Here is a 24,501-nt window from a genome sequence, read left to right as displayed (position 1 = left end):
AGTAATTTTAAAAAAGCCACAACTATGTTTAATTCATTTGGCAATATCTTTCGACTCACAAGTTTCGGTGAGTCTCATGGAAAAGGAATTGGAGGAGTGATTGACGGATTCCCATCAGGAATTACCATCGACGAAGAATTTGTACAACAAGAACTAAATCGCCGTCGTCCGGGACAATCAATCCTTACCACCCCACGCAAAGAAGCTGATAAAGTAGAGTTTCTTTCAGGTATTTTTGAGGGGAAATCAACCGGGTGTCCTATCGGTTTTATCGTTTGGAATGAAAACCAACACCCCAATGACTACAACAATCTGAAAAATGTATATCGTCCTTCACACGCTGATTACACATACACGGTGAAGTATGGAATCCGTGACCATCGCGGCGGCGGACGTTCCTCTGCACGCGAAACGATTTCGCGCGTTGTAGCCGGTGCATTGGCTAAGCTGGCACTCCGCCAACTGGGAGTCAATATCACTGCCTATACCTCACAGGTAGGTCCTATCAAGCTTGAGGGTACTTACTCGGACTATAATTTCGACCTGATAGAAACCAACGATGTACGTTGTCCGGACCCTGAAAAAGCAAAAGAAATGGCAGACCTTATATATAAGGTAAAAGGTGAAGGCGATACCATCGGAGGTACACTGACCTGTGTCATTAAGGGATGCCCCATCGGATTGGGACAACCTGTTTTCGGTAAACTTCATGCTGCCCTGGGTAACGCCATGTTAAGCATCAACGCTGCCAAAGCATTCGAATACGGTGAAGGATTCAAGGGATTGAAAATGAAAGGTTCCGAACAGAACGATGTTTTCTATAACAATAACGGACGGATCGAGACGCACACCAATCACTCCGGAGGTATTCAGGGAGGATTGAGTAATGGTCAGGATATCTATTTCCGTGTAGTGTTCAAACCGATTGCCACGCTGCTGATGGAACAGGAAACTGTCAACATTGATGGCGTCGACACCACTCTGAAAGCACGCGGACGTCATGACGCTTGTGTATTACCTCGTGCCGTACCTATCGTAGAAGCAATGGCTGCCATGACCATACTCGATTATTACTTACTGGATAAAACGACGCAACTCTAATGAACGAGATTCAGAAATACATAGCGGCACACGAACCAAAGATGATGGATGACTTGTTCAGCCTTATTCGCATTCCCAGTATCAGTGCTCTGCCAGAGCACCACGACGATATGCTGGCTTGTGCGGAACGCTGGGCACAACTGTTATTGGAAGCAGGTGTGGACGAAGCATTGGTAATGCCCTCACAGGGCAATCCGGTTGTTTTCGCTCAAAAGATCGTGAACCCGGATGCAAAGACTGTATTAATCTACGCTCATTACGATGTGATGCCGGCCGAACCATTGGAACTCTGGAAAAGCGAACCGTTTGAACCGGAAATACGTGACGGACATATCTGGGCACGTGGAGCGGATGATGACAAAGGACAATCGTTCATTCAGGTGAAAGCATTTGAATATCTCGTCAAAAACGGATTACTGAAGAATAATGTGAAGTTCATCTTCGAGGGTGAAGAAGAAATAGGTTCACCCAGTCTGGAAGCTTTCTGCGAAGAACATAAAGAATTGCTGAAAGCAGACGTTATTCTGGTGTCGGATACGAGTATGCTAGGAGCTGAACTGCCCTCATTGACTACTGGTCTGCGCGGGCTGGCTTATTGGGAAATAGAAGTGACGGGACCGAATCGTGACTTGCATTCCGGACATTTCGGGGGTGCGGTAGCCAATCCGATCAACGCGCTTTGCCAGATTATTAGCAAAGTAACGGATGCCGACGGACGTATCACTGTTCCCGGATTCTACGATGATGTGGAAGAAGTGCCGCAAACCGAACGGGAAATGATAGCCCATATTCCTTTTGACGAAAAGAAATACAAAGAAGCAATCGGTGTAAAAGAGCTTTTCGGAGAAAAAGGATATAGCACATTGGAACGTAACAGTTGCCGTCCGTCTTTTGACGTATGTGGCATTTGGGGCGGATATACAGGAGAAGGTTCTAAAACCGTACTGCCTTCAAAGGCTTATGCTAAAGTATCTTGCCGGTTAGTACCGCATCAGGATCACCATAAGATTTCGCAAATGTTCGCAGATTATATTCTTAGTATCGCGCCTGATACAGTACAGGTAAAAGTGACTCCCATGCACGGGGGACAAGGATATGTGTGCCCGATTTCACTTCCTGCCTATCAGGCAGCAGAGAAAGGTTTCGAGATCGCTTTCGGGAAAAAGCCGTTGGCGGTACGCCGTGGCGGAAGTATTCCCATCATCTCTACTTTCGAACAGGTATTGGGAATCAAAACCGTATTGATGGGATTTGGACTCGAATCGAATGCGATCCATTCTCCGAACGAGAACTGCTCATTGGATATCTTCCGGAAAGGGATAGAGGCAGTCATAGAGTTTCATCAGGAATATGCCAGACGATAAAGCGGATAAATAACAATCAAGTTATAAACGATACATATAAAAGAGTGGTGAACAAGCTTGATTACAAGCATTTGTCCACCACTCTTTTATATATCTATCACACTGACAAATTACATGACCGGAGTCTCGAAAAGGAAGGTAAATGATTGGCTGTCTTTCAAATCCTTCACTGCATCACCTGCATAAATTTCGCCCTTTGTCAGAGACAGTTTCTTAATGCCGGCTTTCGGACTAAAATCAATTTTCTTCAAATCCAGCCAAAACAAATTCGGAGTCAGGGTAGATTCGAAATAATATACCTTATTCTTCTGATCGGATACGGAACGCCAACGGGTAGAAGATATATAAGGCTTCTCCGGTGTATTAATACCAAATGGCACGGAAACATTACGCATCACACTCAATACGCTGGAAACTGCAATCTTTGCATCCGCAATTTGGGGAATGGCATGAATGTAGAATGAAGCCCGTACAAAACGGTCGCTTGCCCGATTGGTTCCGGGTAACATCTGTAAGCCACCGATTTCTTTCCAGTAATCATTAATGGCCAACTGCTGTTCATATCGAGGAGAATTTGTCATCACCCGGTATTCTTTTCCTTCGTGAATACTTAATTTCCCATCCAGATATTCCAATACAGCCGTATTGCCTGTTTCATCGGTTATGGCCAGATGTAAGGTAGACTCCGGTCCTCCATTCGGCATACGGGGAGCATCAATGCGGAAAGTCTCCTTTTTCAATTCATCCACCGCTTCGCGTACCGTGGCAAAGTTATCAAGCACATACTGTGTCCAAATGCTGATGCCCATTGCCGGACGGGTATCGCCGGGAAGAGAGTAAATGGATTCCGGCAAGAAAAGCAGGCTAGCCACTAATCCTTTCTCGTTCATTCCGTCACAAGTACCTATATCATATCCTGTAGCAATCACACTTCCATATTTGGAAGTCCAGTTCACAGTTTTCTCTTTGTTATGTCCCATACGTTGGATACCACGCGGAAATACATAGATATTCGTCATGATATCTTCCTTCCAGTCCATTGTACGTCCTGTTATCACCATCTGGTCAGGGCCTATATACACTGCACGCGTACATGCTTCTACAGGCTGTATACTCATCAAAGAGACGGCAGCCAACACCAATGCAACTCCTGCTAATTTTTTCTTCATGTTCATTCTATTTAAATAATTGATCTTCTTATTTATAAATAACAAACGCGCCACGATTATTGCCTAAAAGAAAGAGGATTTTAATGAAAAAAAGGCATTTATTCAATGCAGGAAGAAATTTTGGGTTTTCAACGTATGAGGGTTATCATCACAAAGATCATTTCTTAGCGAAAAATATTAAATAAATTTAAGTGTTACTATTGCAGTCATTGCTACTTTAGTTCGTCCAATAAATAAACATACAATTATCATGATAAAAGGGTACACCAAACAAACTATAATCATTTGCTTTCTATTACAAGGAATCGCATTATCAAGCAGAGCGCAAGAACAACAAATGTGGCAACGATACCACGATAAATGTCGAAGAGAAGCAAGTATTATTGACACTCTCCCCTCCAAATTGGAAAAAGCCTTGCATTGGTCGCCGACAATAAATAAAGAACAAAAAGAGGTTATACGCTATATACTATGGAATATGGTTTATGTGGAAGGTGGTACAGCCAATCTCGGAGACAACAACAACTATCCCGTGGATGTAGCCTCTTTTTTCATCAACCGATATGAAGTTAGTCAGGATGAATGGTATGTCATTATGGGAGAAAATCCTTCTAACCAACACAGACGTAACTATCCGGTAGACCAAGTCAATTGGTTCAACGCTCAACGATTTACCCAAAAACTTTCTCAATTAAGCGGTCTACCCTTCCGTCTCCCCTTCGAAGCAGAATGGGAATATGCAGCACGTGGGGGACTAAAAACCAAGAATTTCATCTATGCCGGCAGCAATAATGCAGAACAGGTTGCCTGGTTTAGAGAAAAATATTACAATACTTACGTATCCAAAGAAACAGGAACGAAGAAGCCCAACGAACTGGGACTTTATGACATGAGTGGAAACGTATATGAATGGTGCATGGACTGGTATGACAGAAAGGTTCCTTTTACCGGAAACATCGCTCCGGTTATAAGCGAAAAAGATACGCATAAAGTGTTGCGTGGAGGTAGTTATTATACCTTCGAGAAATATTGTAAAGTCACCAGCCGCTACGGAGTTAACCCGCAACGATGGGATATTGATTACGGATTACGGTTGGTAATGTCACTACCAAATTAAAAGAGGAGCATATTATTCACTGTATTATTTTAGCTCCTCATTGTTCTAAATACTGTTATTATATACAAATGTCAAGTCGACTTATTGATCGGCCAGTTTATAGAGTTCATATCCTCCCAATGCCAGTACATAAGGCAGATTAAGAATAACGTCGGCATCCTTCTCTACCTCTTCGGGGTACTTTTGCAGCAATTCGTTGAAAGGCATAATGAGAGGATGTTGCAAGAAAACCTTATCTTTCACCTCGGCACGTCTCCAACCAGCTACCGTACGTTCGGCATTCCATCGGTATTTCTCCATGCGCACCAGTAGATACAAAACTTGAGACGGTAGATTCTCATTGAACATAGATCCGGATATGCGTGCCGGCGAACGGTCGCTCCGCTTAATACCGTAGCCTAGCGTACGACAAAATACACTATAGGCATCCAGTTGATAGCGGTTAGCCCAACGTAACGGCTCGCTCAATTTGTTCCACAGAAACTGTGCCTGATGATTCATCAAAATGAAATCGGCAGAGTGGTTGCCATAAGATTCATACATCTTCTTCAACACCTCTTTCTGCTTGAGGCTTTCATCTGTATAGCAGCAATCGTAGAGGTAATTCACATACAAAGCCAGTTTATCCTGCAAGATATTTTTCTTCATCCCCCTATCTACCATACCAAACACCTTGACATAACGATAACGCCCTTGCTCATCGTCCACTATCGACGACAAATCGTTATTGAAATCCTGACGGATAAGTACACGACATTGATGCTGATAAACCTCATGCGGCAAGTTGAGTCCTAATGAGAGACTCAAATCGGGATCATGCACGCAAATAGCCACTGTAAGCATACAGTGTTTATTTTGTGCCCATTGTTGTAGACGGGTGCGCATAGCAGTACTACAAATGTCGTCATGGCAATATTCTACCTCAATATCGCCTATCTGACTCTCTATATAAGGAAATTGAGCTTTGAAGTAGTCTTTCTGTGATTCCATCTCTCGATCTACTAAAGTGATGTGGGTACGTATGCGCTCATCTGTCGGCAGACGGTCATCGTAATTGGCATAATGGCAGATACGTAGTGCTTCAAGCAGCAACGAGCGTCCCATCCGATTGAATCCCACAATAACCAGATGCACATAGTCTTGACTAGTAGCAGTCCAGTTTCCATCAGGTTGTTGCGTTATGCTTATGGGGCGATAGTCTAGCGGATCATAATATCTTTCACTATCGGCAGCATAGAGACTCCATAGTTGCCGGGCCAAATTCTCGTGGAGGTTAAAGGGACGGAAAAAAATATTAGGTTTCCCCTCAATGCAAAACACCTCCGGCGGCAGATTCATTTTCTGTATGTTAGAGTACGAAGGGATACTGTCGAACTGCACATATACAGGCATCACCTTGCCATCGGAACATTTGCCACGCAGAGCACTCACCAAATGCACAATCGCTATATTTTTAGCATCGCGTCCGCAACGTTCTTCATCACCCAGTACATACACTTCACTCGCGCTCGCTATGTTCAACCGCTGAAGTTCTTCGATCGACTCAATGTTGCCAAAGTAAACAAGCACTTGCCGCTCTATTTCGACGGGCAAGGCAGACTGTATGCGATGGCGTACCGTTGCCGCCTCTATACCGCTCATCAGCAAGATACGTGCCGAAGGACATTCGTTATATAGTTCGCGTATCATATTGATAGTTAGTTCATTGAAGCCTATCAATACATAGTGTTGAGTTATGTTGCGGTAAGTCATTCGCCCCGTGTTTACCACATCCACACGCCGCTCTATAATGTTGGAAATGGTAGAGATGAGCACACCGCCCAATAAAATGGATCCCGAAAAGCTAACAATTCCCAGCAATAGCCTGCTGGACCAAGCTGTCTCGTTCATTTGGTTACCAGGATCCACAAAGTTGTTGTACACCACCCAGAGCCTTTCGCCCCATTCCTCATGTCCATACAATTGGATAGAAAAGAACATCACGATGATAAAGAAGATAGCCAGCACCGTAGCAATAGTAACGAGTAACAGGGTGAGCTGCGACTTGATACCTCCCGAAATGGTGCGATCCATATACTCTTGTGAGAATATCTTCTTGTAGTAGTTTATAAAACGGTTCATGCTTATAACTTATTGATAGCAAAACATACAAGTCCTGCCCATATTGTGTACATTTCGAGCTATTTGTTCTGATAATCGTACCATATCATGCACCAATACCATATAATCCGTATCAATGGGATTTGGTTGACAGTCGTGTTTCATAAATAGAATATTTAGAGTTGTGTACAAATATAGTATTTTTCAACAAATCAAATAGTTTTTCACTTAACTATTTTCAGCAGTGTACTTTACCTTGTTATCGTATGGCAGTATATAAAATGAAATTCACCAGTACAAGAAGACATTAATCGCAAGATAACAGCTATGGAACGAAGTAAAATTCGTATAAAAATGGAGTAAGATATTCTACTTCCATCAAATAATATCTCCATAACCTTTATTGTATCTAAGATTATTCAGTGCATAGATTTAAGATTTTCTATGCAGAAACTAAGAATCTTTTATGCACTCGAGTAGTCGTCACGTTACAACGGGACAATGGTCACCTTATAGAATGACTAATGTCACTTTATAAGGTGACCATCTATCTCTGAAAGGATGAAAATCACTAAAGATACAAAATAAATCAGTAAAAAGCAATAGTAAGATAGGAAATTTGCCTGGAATGCAAACGCACTTAATTTATCTCAGTACAGCATAATAAAGAGACCGCATTCATATCATGCAGATTAAATCTAACCTGCTAATTGCAGCACCTCCATCTCTCACTCTCTTCGTGATATGACGGACTTTTTACTTCCAATTATCTTATCCCTTTTCTATTAGAAATTTTTCCGGAAAGTACATCCATTTCTCCATTCCGAACATCCGTAAGCGGTTTTTCCTTTAATAATAATTCCCTTACCACAAAGCGGACATGGCTGACCTACAAACGTATCTACATCACCTGTAGCAGAAGGAATTGAAGCAGGAGTAGTAACCGGAGCCGGAGAAGGTGCCGAATTAGAACTCACTTCACTTGCCGCTTTTTCTGTTTTTGGTTTCTTTTCTTTCGGTGTACTTGGTTTTCGTTCACGCTTTTTAGGCTCTTTCTTTGCTTTCTCTTCGGCTTTTGCAGCTACTGCATCCTGAATAGTAATGCGTCGGTTTGTATTATCAGAAAGTACACTCATCACTATTTCCGAAACCATCTGTTTCAGTTCTTCGAGAAACTGGCGGGCATCGTATGTCTTCTTTTCAATTTCGCGAAGCTTCTTTTCCCAAATACCTGTCAGTTCCGCCGATTTCAATAATTCTTCGTGAATGAGCTGCACCAACTCCACTCCTGTCGGGGTGGCAATCAGGTTCTTTCTCTCCTTACGGATATAATTTCGTTTGAACAGTGTTTCAATGATGGCAGCACGGGTAGACGGCCGGCCGATACCATTCTCCTTCAAGGCATCACGAAGTTCATCATTATCCACCAGTTTTCCGGCTGTTTCCATTGCACGGAGCAGTGTTGCTTCGGTATAAGGTCTGGGCGGCTGTGTCCATTTCTCGTTCAAGTCGGGAATGTGAGGACCACTTTCACCCTTCACAAAGGTAGGGAGTACATTTTCATCCTCTTCCTCTTTTTCTTCAGTAGGATCTTTTACGTCCTTTGCAAACACGACACGCCATCCCGGTTCCAGGATTTGTTTTCCGGTTACCCGGAATTCTATCTTATCCACTTCGCCCATGACGGTAGTAGTAGAAATCTTACAGTCCGGATAGAATACGGCTATAAAACGACGGGCTATCAAGTCATAGACACGACGTTCCATATCCGTCAGGTTTTGAGCATAGACTCCGGTGGGGATAATGGCGTGGTGATCCGTCACCTTCGAGTTGTCAAATACCTTTTTCGATTTAGGAAGTGTAGTGCCGGCTAACGGAGCCGTCAAGACTTCGTAATCACGGAGTCCTTTCAGGATAGCGGGACATTTCGGGTAAATATCATCACTCAAGAAAGTAGTATCAACACGCGGATAGGTAGCTACCTTCTTCTCATAAAGAGACTGAATCAGTTTCAGCGTTTCATCAGCCGAATAAGCGAATTTCTTATTACATTCTACCTGAAGAGAAGTCAAGTCGAACAAACGTGGGGCAAACTCTCTCCCATCTTTCTTGCCAACACTAGTGACTACAAACGGAAGATCCTTTATGCGTTCTACCAATGCCTCGCCTTCTTCCCGGTTAGCAATAGGGTCGATACCCGGATTATCTATTTTCTTTTTTCCACCGTTCTTTTCTTCTTCCGCAGCAATTTCTTCATCACTTTTGCGGATAAGTGCGGAAAAAGTGGTATCCCGATAGTTGGTTTTCAGTTCCCAGTATTGCTTGGGTTCGAAATTAGCTATTTCCAACTGACGGTTGACAATCAGTGCCAGAGTCGGTGTCTGTACACGACCGATAGAGAGTACCTGTTTATTTTGACCGTATTTAATGGTGTAAAGACGGGTGGCGTTCATCCCTAATAGCCAGTCACCCATCGCACGAGAAAGTCCGGCTTCATAGAGTGACTGAAAATCTGTCTGATCTTTCAGCTTCGCAAACCCTTCCCGGATAGCTTCTTCTGTCAATGAAGAAATCCACAGACGTTTCACCGGACAGCGTGCACCTGCTTTCTGCATCACCCAACGCTGAATCAATTCTCCCTCTTGCCCGGCATCACCGCAGTTGATGATTTCATCTGCGTTCTGCATCAGTCCCTCGATAATGTGGAATTGTTTTTCGTAGGTAGGATTCTCTATCAACTTGATGCCGAAACGTGGAGGAATCATTGGCAGGCTACCTAAATTCCATGATTTCCAGTTAGGCGTGTATTCATGCGGCTCTTTCAGGGTACAAAGATGCCCGAATGTCCAGGTCACCTGGTATCCGTTTCCTTCTATATATCCTTCTTTTCTGGTATGAGCGCCGAGTACTTCGGCTATATCGCGTGCTACTGATGGCTTTTCGGCTATGCAAACTATCATTTTTTCTCTTCTTGTTTTTACACTAACAGCTTACAAAGTTACACGATTATTTCTCATTGACCGCATGAAGAGAGAAAAAAGTCCATAAAGGCATAGATCGGAGAAAGAATGATAACTTCAACTGAATAGTTTTCAAGATGTACCGCTTTCTCCTTTTTTATACCACTCCATTTGATGTTTGATAAGCTATATAATGAAGCTGCACAGTTCTACACACGATATGTGCATAGCTCTGTGCAGCCTCTCTATAACGTTTCTATTTTAAACCGGAGAAATCACAAAAAAGAGGATAATGTGTAGAAGCAACGGTCACATCTACTCCCGACAGACTTTCTATCACATCAGCCTGTGTCACATTTACGTTGTGACTCTTCAAAGACACGATAAAGTCAAGGCGACGTTTCTTACCACTGACTTCGGTAGACTTATCGGCACTAAGAAGATTCCAGTTACTCTTCACCATTTGGAAAAATTCGCTTTCCAAGTCGCCCTCATTGAAGTATCCTAACAAGAATGCAGGTTTATTATAGGCAGACAGTTTCGTTTCTAACGTTTGAAGGGCCTCTATACGCTTTGCCATATCCGTATCGAAGTTGGTACTGGCTACTACAAACTTTTCATATTCCACTACCATGGCTGCACGCATCTCGCTCTTTCCCGCCATTTGGTATCTGTCTACACTTACAGGTTCTTCTTTTGTCAGTATACCAACACCGAATTCACCGCCTTTATAATCAATGGCTTTAGCAAAGTAATCATACATATTTGCTTTCTGTGCCAGTACGTTCAACTGGTCGATACCTTCCGAACGTTCCGTCTCCTTATCCAGTCCCTGCAAGCAGACAATATCCGCATTCATTTTGGCGATAATACGTCCTGTCCGGTCGTAATCAATCACGCCATCTGTACCTTTACAATAGGTCAGGAAATAGTTACCTATGCGCAGGTCACCTTCTGCCTTCGGATATTCTTCAAGTCCGGTCGGCTTCTTAAAATCACAATAAAGTGGATAATGGTCGGAAGTTATTGCTACGTTGACACCATCCAGGTTGTATATTACATTCGATTTTACCACAGTGGTAGGTGGAGTTTTCAAAGTAACGACAAAATCAATCCGTTTGGTAGCCTGTCCGGTAGGAAAAGTGTTTTCTGTAGAACTGACAACCTCCCATTCTTTCTTCAGTTCCGTAAAGAATGTGCCATTCATCAAGTCCTCGTTAAAGTCACCAGCCATATAAACCACTTTATTATATGTTTTGGCAAGGTCTGTGAGCTGTTTTGCAGATTCAACTCTATTATTCTCTTCCAAAGCCAAGTGGGTGGAGATAACTACATAGTTCTCAAATTCGGCTATGGCAGCAGAACGGAGTTCGGCACCGGGAAGGGGATAAGTCTTCGTGCTGATCGGCGTCCCTTTGAACAAAAGGCCATTACCGTATTCACCACCCTGGTAAGCGATTGACTTACTAAAATAGTAATTCATGCCTGTTTTATCCGCCAAGGTTTTCAGTTGGTCGACTTTATTACTGCGGGTAGTCATGTAGTCCACTTCCTGCAGGCAAACGACATCGGGTTCCATTCCGTTGATAACAGCGGCTGTCCTGTCATAATTAATCACGTCATCGTTACCGGCACAATGCCTTATATTAAAGGTCAACACTCTAAGGTTCCCCTCCCCTTTCGGATAAGTATAGGAAACTTCCTGTTTACCGTAAGGTATCATATTATCGAATTTAGAGTTGTCCATGTCGTCGGCACAGGACAAGTTGGCAAACACGGTTGCCAAAAGACATATATAAGAAATCATATTTTTCATAAGAATTTATATTTCTGAATCTAATTAATTAAAGTTCAATCCGTCATTCCAACCGGGATTCTGTGTTATCACACCATTGGACAAAGTACGTTCGCTGATAGGAACAGGGTACAAATAATCTCTGTCTTCATTCCATTTCTTGGTAATCAGACTATGACAGATGATATAACCACTTTCGCCATTCGACAAGCGAATCTGCTCGCCGATCTCTAAATATAAAGGTACATTTCCGGCAGGTTTTGTTCCTACGTAGAAACAGACATCATCCGTACCGTCTTTATCTAAATCGTAAGTTCCGGGCCCGGGAACATAGATTCCCAGCAGATCGTTCTCAAATAGTTTACCTTCTTTCCAACGCATGATGTCGTAATAACGGAAACCCTCCATTGCCAGTTCGATGGTTCGTTCGCGACGGATTTCAAGGATTACTCCCTGATTGGCTCCTTTCACATTCGGATAACCTGTGGCGGCACTCATCAAATACGGGTCGGGTTTTGAATTTGCCAGTTCCATATCCAGATTAGTCATTCCTACCCTGTCTCTAAGTAATTTAATAGATTTATTGATGTCGGCTTGCTTCAAAGTGCCTAGTTCGGCTTTTGCTTCTGCAAAATTCAGATACACCTCTGCCGTGCGGAACAGGGGAATATCGTTGCACGATTTATTATATTCATCGTAGTTAGCCGTCATCGAATATTTTATCAGGTGATATCCGGTCATAGTATAAGCCAGGTTCGGGGCTTCTTTCTTTGTACTTCCGATTCTCGTATATCCAGGGGTACGAATGGTTTGTGCCAGTCGTGGATCCCGATTCTGACATTCCTGATCGAATGTCATCGTTTCATAACCGGCTTTATCCGTGAAACGGCTTCCGTCCGCCATCAGATAAGAATTCACAATCTTCTTGTTCATTCCCGGACGTCCCATTGTGGTGGAGTTCTCATAATTCTGCACATTATGAAGCACAGAAAGAGAAGCTTCATAGTCACGCCCGAAAATCACTTCATCCGCTTGTAGATTTATGGAAGCGAATAAATCCCTGTAAGGTGTGCTGCCCGATTTATAGAGTGTATATCCGCTTTCGTTCATAAAGGTTTCAGAAGCCGAGACACAAGCATTCAGGTATTTTTCACAATCCTCCAGTCCATGATATTTGCGGAAAGTACCCTCAAACAGGCAGACACGGGATTTCAGTGCCAATGCCGTCCACCGGGTCAGTACATACGCATTCTTCGTTTTCGGAAGATTGGCTATCGCAAAATCCAGGTCCTCCAGCATTTTCTGCATGACAAATTCACGTGAGTCCCGGGCTTTATACAATTCGGGATCATCCGAGTCGAGTGCTTTGTCATACCAGGGAATATCGCCATATCTCTTCACCTTCTCAAAGTAGAAATAAGCTCTGAAAAAACGGGCAACACCATCGTAACGGTTACGGGCATTCACTTCCGTGCAGTTATGGGAATACTGCAGATAGAAATTAATATCGCGAAGTGCCGTAAAATTCCAACCGTTTCCTTCATCGGGTATGATGCGCTGTCCGGACATTTCGAGCATCAAGTCGGACTTGACAATCAAATCGGACGACTCGGAATAAATATCGACAGCGGACGGAACCAGATTGTTATAAAACTGATTCGTAAATAATCGCAACTCATCTTCAGTCTTGAAATATACATCCGGATACAGGCGGTCTTTGGGTGTCTTATCCAACCAATCGTCGCAAGACACGAAAGATATCGCCAACGCGAACAACCAAGATACTATATAAACAGGTTTCATAATTCAAATATTAGTTAGTTTAAAAAGTTACGTTCACTCCAAAAGAATAGGTCTTTGACCAGGGATACAACTTTGCGTTACCATTTGCCGATTGGATGGAATTTTCTGCCGATGCTTGTTCCGGATCAATGTAGTCGCTCTTTAGCGGAGAGAAGGTAAACAGATTCTCACCACTGAAATAGATATGCAGGCGTTCTATCTTTACCTTCTTCGTCCATACGGCGGGAATCGTATAGCCTACTGTGATATTCTTCACTCTGCAATAAGCCAGATTCTGCAAATAACGGTCGTTCACCACTCCCAAAGAACGGTTATTGCCGAGGGCAAGATACCCTATCGGACGTGGGAAATAAGCATCGGGATTTTCCGGGCTCCATACCTGGCTCAAGAAATCGCGTGGAATGAACGATGAATACGGACGAGCGTATGGTCCCCAAAAGAATACAGAATTAGTACCCGGATACCAGTCTTGATGTCCTACTCCCTGAAGATAGATGGAGAAGTCGAATCCATACCAGTCGAAACCACCTTGAATACTGTATGTATAGCGCGGCAATGAGTTTCCGATTATTTTGCGGTCGCCCGGATCATCTGCCGTGTTCGAGCCGGAAGATATTGTATGGTCGCCGTCCAAATCAACAAATTTCATATCACCGGCGTGAAGTCCCGGATTCACCTGCGCTGTATTGATAACGAAGTTGACTGCTGTTTGGTCGACGTTATAGTTTGCCGCTTCTTCGTCTGTCCTGAAAAGTCCGTCTACTACATATCCCCAGATATCTCCCAATTTCTGACCTACATAATAATCACTCAATATCTTGGAAGGATTATCGAATTTGGTTATTTCCGATGTATTATCTGCCAAGCCTACGGACAGGTTATAACGGAAAGGTTTGTTTGCCAGTTTGAAAGCATCATTCCAAGTCAGCATCAATTCCCAGCCTTTGGTACGCAAGTTGGCTGCATTTTGCTTGGGCTCGTTGGCTCCATAAGCACCGGGAAGCTTTTTGCCGGAAGTTTGCATACCTTTAGTATCACGAACATAGGCATCGGCAGTCAGGTTCAGGCGGTTGTTCAGGAATCCGAGATCCAGTCCTACGTTCCAAGTCGAAACGGTTTCCCAGGTCAGGTCGGCGGAATTCGGGTCGGAGACACTTGCATAAGAGCCTTTCTTCTGATCGCCAAAGATATAATTCATTGTACCGTTGGTATTAATGGTTTGGATATAATCGTAATATCCTACCTGCTGATTTCCTAACGAACCGTATGAGAGACGCAATTTCACATTATCAATATTCTTCTTTAAATTCCCGAAAAACGGTTCTTCACTGATTCTCCATCCTACGGAAGCCGAGGGGAAGAAACCGAAACGGTGTCCGCTTCTGAAACGTGAACTTCCGTCATAACGTCCGCTTGTCTCAAATAGGTAACGACCTCCTTTATAGGAGTAATTAAGACGATAAAATGCTCCCAAAAGCGCATATTCATTCTGTCCGCCGGACATAGTCATCGCATCTCCGACTGCCAGATTTAAGTCATTCAAGTCATCGGAGAGCAAACCCTGGCGGGAGACTTTGATATCTTTCAGACGCTTGGTTTCATAATTGTAACCTGCCATGATTTTTATCTGATGGTCGGCAATATCCAGCATATAATCACCATAAACATTGAAAGCCTGATACCAATGATTGGTCTGTGTTTCCTTCAACTGATTCACACCGCTTCCGGTAGTCAGATAGGATATCTCACCCGGATATTTGGAATATGGTACATTTACTGTTCTGTTCATGGTCTGATAGTTATAGTGCAGGTAGCTGTAGTTTGCACGGACATTCAGGTTCTTCATTACATTGAAACTTGCTTCGAAAGTCGTGGAAAACTCATATCGCTGGTCTTCATTCTTATGTTTTCCATAAGCAAGGATAGCTCCCATGCCATCCAAAACAGCAGAATTGCTCAACGAAGTCAGATACACCGCACTGCCATCCGGATTAATGGGTACAAAGCTCGCCAGTGCATGATTCACCGCAGTATTGAAGTTGTTATTAATACCCGATAATCCCGGATAAGAGTAACTATTATAATGGTACTTCGTGTTATTGCTGATTGTCAGTCGTGGAGTGATCTTTGCCGAGATTTTACTTCTGAAATTATACACCTTGTATTTATCAGGATTCTGTCTGAAGATACCCGTTTGGTCAACTGTATTTCCTGATAAATAATAGTTCAACTTTTCATTTCCCCCACTGACACTGATATTGTGCTCCCACATCGGTCTGTTTTTACGATAAAGATAATTATACCAGTCGAAGTTACCGTAATAGACGTATGTATCTCTTCCGTCACGTTGGTCGGTAACTACCCAGGGACGTTCGGGATTCTCCGTTTTATCATTCCGGCGCAACCAAAGCTGGCGGTAGTCTTCTTCCGTATAGTTGGTATAAGGCTTTCCGTTATAATTGGTATAAAACAAGTCGTTGATGCCTGCCGAATAATATCCCCTGGTTTCAAAATCAGTAGAAGTCGTCTGATTGCTCCATGAATATCTTCCATCATACGAAACGGTAGTCTTGCGGGCGGAGCCTTCCTTGGTAGTCACGAGGATAACACCATAAGAAGCACGAGCCCCGTAAATAGCGGCCGAAGATGCATCTTTTAATACGGAAATGGAAGCGATGTCATTCGGATTCAAGCGGTCGATATCCCCTTCTATTCCGTCAATCAGCACTAATGGCGATGCATTGCCACTGATAGAATTCACACCACGGATATTGATAGTTGCCGAAGCTCCCGGATACCCAGACCCAAAAGTTACATTCATATTGGGCACAGTCCCTTGCAACATCTGTGAGGCTCTCGGCACGGGTCTGTCTTCCATCGCTTTACTGTCTACTACTGCAACAGCTCCCGTCAGGTTTATTTTCTTTTGAGTACCGTAGCCTACCACCACCACTTCTTCCAGCGTAGCCGTATCCTCCCGGAGTATTACTCTCGAAGATTTCTGCAAGTCGGAGACTTTAATTTCTTTCTTCTCAAATCCAATATAGGACACAACGACTAGGGCATTGGCCGGAACCGAAGATAATGTAAATTCACCATCCAAATTCGTGATCGTTCCCATAGACTGTCCCATCACCTGTACACTGGCACCGATTACCGGGTCACCGTTCACATCGACCACTTTCCCCTTAACCCGATGTAAAGGCTGCGATGGGACGGCAGTAGTATTACGTTCTGTTTTCTTTGTGATGATAATCATCCGGTTTTGTAGTTTATACTCTACATCCTTATCCAAAACAGTAGCAAGCACATTATTAACAGTTGCCTGCTGAAAGGAAGCCGTTATCTTCTTGTTTTCATTAACCTCGTCCGTTTTATAGATAATGGAGTACTTCGTCTGCCGCTCAACTTCTTTCAATACCGCCTTCAGCGGCTCATTTTTAAAGACCTTTGTAACTGTCTGCGCCCGTAGTGACTGGACGCCCAAACACAACAGAATCAGGAGAAACAGTCTAAAAAATGAGTTTCTTCGGTCATTCATAATTTTATCAATTAAGTTGTTACAATTTAAAGTGATTTATATTTAAGGATATATATATTCGATTGTAGTATTTCTCTGAATCGCTTCTATAAGATAAAACAACTCATCATTCATCTGCCCAACCCCTATAAAAGCAAAAAAGCAGATTATTTCTGCTTTTTTGTATCGACTGGCTTTATTTATTCAGACCACTGGAATATCGGATAACCGTTCGTTCCTTTTTTCCAAAGATTCGGATTCCAGGCTACGATGATATTCCCCAGTTCTTCCGCTGACTTCGCCACTCCGTGAAAAGTTGTTCCCGTGGCTGATGATTCGTCTGATGCGGTAATCGTTTTTTCATTCACTTTGAGTACAATACTTTCGCAGGCGTAACAATTCTCATAACTGCCTAATGAAGCAGAGACCCCAACAATGCGTCCTACGGTTGACGAAGCATCCACTCCGGTCAAGTTACTCCATGCTGCGCTGTTCTTGATAGCAATGTCACAACTTTTGTCGATTTGTCCCAAAATACCGCCTACGCCTCCTTTAGTTGCACTGACTGCTCCGTATGCATAGCAGTTCTCAATAAATCCGCCGACACCTACTTTCCGTCCGGCAATACCGCCTGCTTTTCCGCCACTTGCCGCCTGATCGCTGACCGTTGCATTTGAATAACAGTTCTTTATATAACTTTCTTGCCCATCATAGCTATTTGCCAATACACCGGCTATTCCACCTGCCGCACCAGAACCGATTACTTCGCCGGTCGTATAGCAGTTCACAATTCTTCCTGTCTTATTTCCGTTACCTTTATCTTTAAGTCCGAGATAACCGGTAATAATTCCAATCCCCTGCCGAGCAGATGATACAGAAGCATTCACAAAGCCCACATTACGACAATCACCGCACAATACTCCGAAGAAACTTGGATAATCACCGGCAGAACATTTGAAGTTCTTAATGACATGGCTGTCTCCGTCAAAATCTATTTCATAAGGAAAATCACCGGAACCATTCAACGACTGCCAGTCATCAATGCCTGCCATATCAATATCAGCACCTAACTGGAAATAAACTTTCATTCCCGATTTCAACACACTACGCATATTTCTGATCTGCGTAGCATTCATTATCATATAAGGTTTGCTGTCCGTTCCGTTTCCTTTCTCGAACAAACCGCCGGCACCGTCTCCGTCACCATCACTATTTCCGTCATCCGTTTCCGTTTTTTCGAACGGAACACGAGTGTATGAGTCCAAAGGATTAGGGTCAGAACACGAGATTGCAACAGATGCCATCATCAACAGCATCCCAAATCTGCCTATTTGAGTAATATTCATACTTGATTTCTTTACAATTAAACATTGAGTTCTTATCTTATATATATATCCTTTTCCTTATATTCTACTTTGATAGGTATGATTTCTTTCAGTGCATCCATTACATCTACGATTGTCTCTTTATTACGCAACGAAACACGGAACTTCATATCGCCCAATTTCTCCGACTCTAACTGAATATGCACATCGTACTGACGTGAAAGCTTCTTCACCATCTCTCCTAACGTAATGTCATCATATTCAATCCTGTCTTCCGCCCACGCCATTGCCTGACGTGCATTTACTTTCTTTCCTTTCAACTGTCTTGTTACCAAATCCAAAGAAATAGATTCTCCCGGAGACATCCGTATCTGATCTTCTTTATAATTCAACTCTACTGCTCCTTCCAGCAAGGTGGTTGTTATATACGAATCGTCTGAATAGGCAGATACATTAAATTTCGTACCTTTTACCACCACATCATATTCATGCGTCTTTACTGTAAATTGCTTTCCATTCTGTTTAGTCACCTCAAAATACCCCTCTCCTTCCAGCTCCACCACCCGGTCGGCTGTATTAAAATGATTCGAATATCTTAATACGGAACCTGCATTCAGCCATACAACTGTACCATCCGAAAGCTGTATCTTACTCTTATCCCCCAACGGAGCTTCGCAAACAAAAAAAGTCTTTGGCGTAAACAAGTAAATAGCCTGTTGAATACCCAACGTAGTACCGACAATCAATGCTATAACGGCAGCGATACGGGCTATCTTCCATATACCAGGTTTCGACTTTTTCAATAACGGGACAATCGCTTCCTGCGTATACATCTTATGCTTCAAAGCTTCCCATTCGGCATCTGTCTCCGAATCGGTATTCCGGTGATTCATCCATTCTCTCTCCCATTGACGGAACCTGCCATAGCCACCTTCCACCTGTTCGATATATTCGAACAGATTCTTTTCGTCAGCTCTTGATATGCGTCCTTCAAAATACTGAATAGCCAATTCACGGATATTTTCTTCTTGCTTCATTATATTCACTTTCTATAAGATGTAACAACCCATATTTCTTTTACCCAACCTCTGAAACAAAAAAAGCAGAAAAAAACTTTCCTGCTTCTTATTCTTTATATAATCGAAGAGTGCATTGATTATTTCTGCTCCATCATCAGCCATGCCAATATCACTATATACAGATCCACCGGATAGCGTTCGCTGAAATGCCGGGAGAAATATTGCAAAGCCCTTGCTATATGCTTTTCGACTGCTGTGGTAGATATTTGTAGTTTTTCTGCGATTTCTCTGTTCTTCAATCCCCTGAAACGGCTTAACAAAAAAATCTCACGCGACCTGTCCGGCAACTGATTAAGCACAAGGGCAATCTGCTCCTGCAATTCCTTGTATAATAATTTATGTTCTGCATCCTGCATAAAGTCTGCATAGTAGAGTCTTTCTTCCCCATCCACCTTTGCCAGGTACTCCACCCGGTACTTTTCAACAATCGAGCGATGCTTCAGATAATTTAGACATCCATTGCGGACCATAGAAAAAAGAAGAGAAGTAAGTGAGAAGGCAGATAACATTTCGCGACGTTCCCAAAATCGTAAGAAACACTCTTGAATAATATCACGAACCGTTTCTTCATCTTCTATAAAACGAATAGCATACCCTCGCAAACGAGGATAATAACTCTTGAACAGAAACTCAAAAGCTGCATTATTGCCTCTTTTCAGCTCTCCCAATAATTGTTTATCATCCATGAAATCTACCATAGTTTAGAAATTTATGCGCAAAGGTACGGGTCAACAGTTAACAAAGTGATGACAATATTATGAATATTTTTTCAATAAATCAAATTTGAGGTACTTTTTTATAAAACGCCAAAAAGGAAGTTTTCAATAATAGGATACAAAAAAAGGGTCAGTAACTGACCCTTTTTTCTATTAATTCATGGTTTCCCACTTATTGCATATACAATCTGTCAATAAGAAAGTTTTCCTTATTCTTCATCCATTAGGATTTCCAGAATCTGACAAGCAGCTTTCGCTACCGGAGTACCCGGACCGAAGATAGCAGCTACACCTGCCTTATACAAGAAATCGTAATCTTGTGCAGGAATAACACCACCGGCAATCACTACAATGTCTTCGCGACCCAGTTTCTTCAGTTCTTCAATAATTTGCGGAACCAATGTCTTATGTCCGGCAGCCAGTGAAGAAACACCTACTACATGAACGTCGTTTTCAACAGCCTCGCGAGCAGCTTCCGCCGGAGTCTGGAACAACGGTCCCATATCCACATCGAAGCCACAGTCAGCATAACCGGTTGCTACGACTTTAGCACCACGGTCGTGACCGTCCTGTCCCATCTTTGCAACCATGATACGAGGTTGACGCCCCTCTTTCTTCGCGAACTTCTCGGCCAGTTCACAAGCACGTTTGAAGTCGCTATCGTTTTTACTTTCTGATGAATACACGCCTGATATCGTTCTAATTATTGCTTTATAACGTCCTACTATCTGTTCGCAAGCATAAGAAATTTCACCCAATGTTGCGCGAACACGAGCTGCTTCCACAGCCAATTCCAACAAGTTACCCTTGCCAGTCTTCACACATTCGGTAATTGCTGCCAATGCTTTGTCCACTTCAGCCTGATTACGTCCATCTTTCAAACGTTTCAGGTTTTCAATCTGTTCAAGACGAACGGCTGTATTATCAATTTCAAGAATATCAATCGGAGCTTCTTTTTCCAGACGATACTTGTTCACACCGACAATTGTCTGCTGACCACTGTCGATACGAGCCTGTGTACGTGCAGCAGCTTCTTCGATACGCATCTTTGGAATACCTGTTTCGATAGCTTTCGCCATACCACCCAGTTTTTCAATTTCCTGAATATGCTCCCAAGCCTTGTGTGCCAGTTCGTTCGTCAGAGATTCTACATAGTAAGAACCACCCCATGGGTCAACGTTCTTGCAGATGTAAGTTTCTTCCTGAATGTAAATCTGTGTATTACGTGCAATACGTGCAGAAAAATCTGTTGGAAGAGCAATAGCCTCATCCAATGCATTGGTATGCAAAGATTGAGTATGCCCCAAAGCTGCAGCCATAGCCTCAATACAGGTACGTCCTACGTTATTGAACGGATCCTGTTCGGTCAGTGACCAGCCGGAAGTCTGCGAGTGAGTACGCAACGCCAGTGATTTCGGGTTCTTCGGATTGAATTGTTTCACAATCTTTGCCCACAACATACGTGCAGCACGCATCTTGGCTATTTCCATAAAGTGATTGGTTCCAATCGCCCAGAAGAAAGACAGACGCGGTGCAAATGCATCAATATCAATGCCTGCTGCCGTTCCTGCACGAAGATATTCCAAACCATCGGCCAATGTATAAGCTAACTCGATATCCGCGGTTGCGCCTGCTTCCTGCATGTGATAACCGGAGATAGAGATAGAGTTGAACTTAGGCATCTTCTGCGAAGTGTATTCGAAAATATCAGAAATAATCTTCATAGAGAATGCAGGCGGATAAATATAAGTATTACGCACCATGAATTCTTTCAGAATATCATTCTGGATAGTACCGGCCATTTCTTCGAGTTTAGCACCTTGTTCCAGACCGGCATTGATATAGAATGCCATAATCGGAAGTACAGCTCCATTCATTGTCATAGACACAGACATCTTGTTCAATGGGATACCATCAAACAGCACTTTCATATTTTCCAATGAACAGATAGATACACCGGCTTTACCTACGTCACCTACTACACGTTCGTGATCGGGGTCATAACCGCGGTGAGTAGCCAAGTCGAATGCCACTGACAAACCTTTCTGACCGGCAGCCAAATTACGGCGATAAAATGCATTTGATTCTTCGGCGGTAGAGAATCCGGCATACTGGCGGATGGTCCAAGGACGAAGAGTGTACATAACTGAATACGGACCGCGCAGATAAGGAGGAAGTCCGGCAGCATAGCCAAGGTGTTCCATTCCTTCGAGGTCTTCTTTTGTATAAACAGGCTTCACTTCAATGTGTTCCGGTGTTTTCCAGTCAGCGGAGATACCGTTAGCCTTTTGCCATTCAGCACCATTAGTCGGCTGAAATGCGGCATATATATCGATGTTTTTAAAATCTTTTCTCATCTTACTTCAATAGTTTAGCGTTAAACTCTTTCAAGGTATCCAATACATTGACACGAACATGGATGAAGTTTTCGATACCTGCAGCTTTCAGGTCGTCCATACAAGCCGGAGCACCGGCAACGATAAACATAGCACGACCATTCAGTGCTTTGAAAGCAGGAATTGCATATTCAGCATATTCATCATCGCTGGAACAGATAACAACAATATCAGCTTTTGCAGCTATAGCTGCCTCTACTCCTGCTTCTACTGTCTCAAATCCCAGATTATCAATTACTTCATAACCGGCACAAGCCAGGAAGTTACAAGAATATTGAGCACGTGCCTGACGCATGGCCAGATTACCAATGGTTAACATGAACGCTTTCGGACGTTTGCCTGATGCTTCTGTTTCGAGACGCAATGCTTCAAACTGACTGGCAGCACGATCGAACACCAGAGTATCCACCTCTTTTTCGCAAGTGTGAGAGTCACCTCCGCAACAACACTTACCTTCAACAGGTTGCTTATTGCCAGCCTTTTCATTGAAGTTCGGGAATTGGTTGGTACCCAACAGCACTTCACGACGCTGTGCAACTGCTTTATGACGAGCTTTGTTGCTCTCATTCACAGCAGCCTGAACAGTTCCTGCTTTCAATGCCGCATAGAAGCCACCTGCTTCTTCTACAGCAAGGAAGAGTTCCCAAGCCTGTTTTGCAATAGCCACAGTCAGATTCTCGATATAATAAGAACCGGCAGCAGGGTCGATCACTTTATCAAAATGAGATTCTTCTTTCAGCAGCAGTTGTTGGTTACGAGCCAGGCGTTCTGAGAACTCGTCCGGAGTCTCATAAGTCTTATCAAACGGAGTTACCGTCATAGAGTCTACGCCTCCTAATGCAGCACTCATGGCTTCAGTCTGTGTACGAAGCAGATTTACATGTGCATCAAACAAAGTAAGATTGAAAGTAGAAGTTTCGGCATGAACCGCCATTTTTGCTGCGCAACGACATTCTCCGTTAGGACCTTTATTCTCGCAATCACGCACACATTCGGGATTGTAAGAAGCTACAATATTTGCCCAAAGCAAACGTGCCGCACGGAATTTCGCTATTTCAAGGAAATAATTGGAACTGATACCAAAATTAAATTTGATTTTCTTGGCTACTATGGCAGCAGGAATACCGGCATCAGTCAATTGACCCATATATTCATTTCCCCAAGCCAGAGCATAACCCAGTTCCTGAGAAATATAAGCGCCTGCATTATTCAATGATAAAGCGTTTACATTCAGCACACGATAGAAAGGAAGCGGCTGAATGGCTTCAATCAAAGATTTGGCTGTTTGTACCATATCACCTTTCTCCTTGCCACGAGTCAGCATCTTGTTGAAGAAATCATAGTTGATAGAACCTTTCAGTTTCTTCACATCATAATCTTTCTTCTGGAAATAAGCTACCAGCAGATTAGCCAACTCAACCACATGCCCCTGACAGGTTGAGAAATTCAGTTCAACACACTCTGCCTGAATATCACTTAACAGTGTTTCAATATATTCCGCATTAAGTTCTTTTGCTTTCACATGGAAAGAAAGTGAGTCAACACCCTTATTTAGGATATCCAGTGCTTTCGCATTGGCTTCTTTCGGACATTCTACTCTAATTTCCTGACGAACCAACCATGCATTGTTGTCTTTTTTAGTTCCTCTTAAATAAGGGAACTCTCCAGGAAGTGCATCAGTAGTTTTTAAATCCTCCAGATCTTCCATCCGGTAAAAAGGTTTCACTTTAAACCCTTCGTTTGTTTTCCAAACGAGCTTCTTCTCAAAATCAGCACCTTTTAAATCGGCTGTAACCTTCTCCATCCATTGTTCGGTGGAGGCAGGAGAAAAGTCTGAGAAGAGTTTTTCTTTTTTGTCTGCCATAGTTTATTTAAAATTAAAACAAGATTAATATTGTCTTTATTTTTATCTATCTCTTTCTAAATGTCAGTCGTTCGACCTGCAAATATAACCAATAAGTTAAAACGAATCTCTTTTTTAGGGAAAATTCGCACAGGACGCCCCGATTCGTCAAGTGCATACAATCTACATAGAAATTCTTCATTTTTAGTTCTT

General features: G+C 43.0%; 14 protein-coding genes. 3 read left to right on the top strand and 11 right to left on the bottom strand.

Annotated elements, in window-relative coordinates; genetic code table 11:
- Positions 1–24 precede the first annotated feature (24 nt).
- Together aroC and DWZ47_RS24495 are read left to right on the top strand one after the other, a co-directional pair.
- Positions 25–1,101 (top strand): chorismate synthase, encoded by a 1,077-nt coding sequence (gene aroC / locus DWZ47_RS24500; RefSeq protein WP_004306728.1) that lies wholly within the window; start codon positions 25–27, stop codon positions 1,099–1,101.
- Entirely contained in the window at positions 1,101–2,465 is a 1,365-nt protein-coding gene (locus DWZ47_RS24495; RefSeq protein ID WP_004299465.1) for a dipeptidase, read from the top strand. Before aroC ends, DWZ47_RS24495 begins: the two co-directional genes overlap by 1 nt.
- A 110-nt stretch (positions 2,466–2,575) precedes the next feature.
- Here the strand turns inward: DWZ47_RS24495 and DWZ47_RS24490 are convergent, their stop codons facing one another.
- Positions 2,576–3,634, bottom strand: a complete 1,059-nt coding sequence (locus DWZ47_RS24490) for a linear amide C-N hydrolase (RefSeq protein WP_022199491.1) — start codon at positions 3,632–3,634, stop codon at positions 2,576–2,578.
- A 250-nt stretch (positions 3,635–3,884) separates the two neighbouring features.
- Here DWZ47_RS24490 and DWZ47_RS24485 point away from each other — a divergent pair, with 250 nt between their 5' ends.
- A complete protein-coding gene (locus DWZ47_RS24485; RefSeq protein WP_061448597.1) occupies positions 3,885–4,751 on the top strand; it encodes a formylglycine-generating enzyme family protein in 867 nt (288 codons plus the stop codon).
- A gap of 81 nt (positions 4,752–4,832) precedes the next feature.
- On the opposite strand, the gene DWZ47_RS24480 is transcribed toward DWZ47_RS24485, so the two are convergent.
- The 10 genes from DWZ47_RS24480 to mutA form a co-directional block, all read right to left on the bottom strand.
- Complete coding sequence (locus tag DWZ47_RS24480; RefSeq protein WP_061448596.1) at positions 4,833–6,872, bottom strand: hypothetical protein; 2,040 nt, start codon at positions 6,870–6,872, stop codon at positions 4,833–4,835.
- Between the two features lie 764 nt (positions 6,873–7,636).
- Positions 7,637–9,811, bottom strand: a complete 2,175-nt coding sequence (locus tag DWZ47_RS24475) for a DNA topoisomerase 3 (RefSeq protein WP_022199129.1) — start codon at positions 9,809–9,811, stop codon at positions 7,637–7,639.
- A gap of 256 nt (positions 9,812–10,067) precedes the next feature.
- Entirely contained in the window at positions 10,068–11,627 is a 1,560-nt protein-coding gene (locus tag DWZ47_RS24470) for an endonuclease/exonuclease/phosphatase family protein (RefSeq protein WP_061448595.1), read from the bottom strand.
- Positions 11,628–11,651: 24 nt separating this feature from the next.
- A complete protein-coding gene (locus DWZ47_RS24465; RefSeq protein WP_022199127.1) occupies positions 11,652–13,409 on the bottom strand; it encodes a RagB/SusD family nutrient uptake outer membrane protein in 1,758 nt (585 codons plus the stop codon).
- Between the two features lie 19 nt (positions 13,410–13,428).
- Entirely contained in the window at positions 13,429–16,950 is a 3,522-nt protein-coding gene (locus tag DWZ47_RS24460; RefSeq protein WP_022199126.1) for a SusC/RagA family TonB-linked outer membrane protein, read from the bottom strand.
- 179 nt (positions 16,951–17,129) lie between these two features.
- Complete coding sequence (locus DWZ47_RS24455) at positions 17,130–18,275, bottom strand: hypothetical protein (protein WP_022199125.1); 1,146 nt, start codon at positions 18,273–18,275, stop codon at positions 17,130–17,132.
- Positions 18,276–18,307: 32 nt separating this feature from the next.
- The gene (locus DWZ47_RS24450) at positions 18,308–19,291 is read right to left on the bottom strand and encodes a FecR family protein (RefSeq protein WP_004299446.1); all 984 of its coding nucleotides are present in this window, start codon (positions 19,289–19,291) and stop codon (positions 18,308–18,310) included.
- 119 nt (positions 19,292–19,410) lie between these two features.
- A complete protein-coding gene (locus DWZ47_RS24445) occupies positions 19,411–20,031 on the bottom strand; it encodes an RNA polymerase sigma-70 factor (protein ID WP_004312400.1) in 621 nt (206 codons plus the stop codon).
- 227 nt (positions 20,032–20,258) lie between these two features.
- Positions 20,259–22,406, bottom strand: coding sequence for a methylmalonyl-CoA mutase (gene scpA / locus DWZ47_RS24440; RefSeq protein ID WP_004299440.1), 2,148 nt, complete (start codon positions 22,404–22,406; stop codon positions 20,259–20,261).
- 1 nt (position 22,407) lies between these two features.
- Entirely contained in the window at positions 22,408–24,309 is a 1,902-nt protein-coding gene (gene mutA, locus DWZ47_RS24435) for a methylmalonyl-CoA mutase small subunit (protein ID WP_004299438.1), read from the bottom strand.
- Positions 24,310–24,501: the final 192 nt, after the last annotated feature.

The organism is Bacteroides sp. AF32-8BH, from assembly GCF_003435205.1.
GTDB classification, from domain to species: Bacteria; Bacteroidota; Bacteroidia; order Bacteroidales; family Bacteroidaceae; genus Bacteroides; species Bacteroides ovatus.
This window is presented reverse-complemented; position numbering and strand designations above follow the sequence as displayed.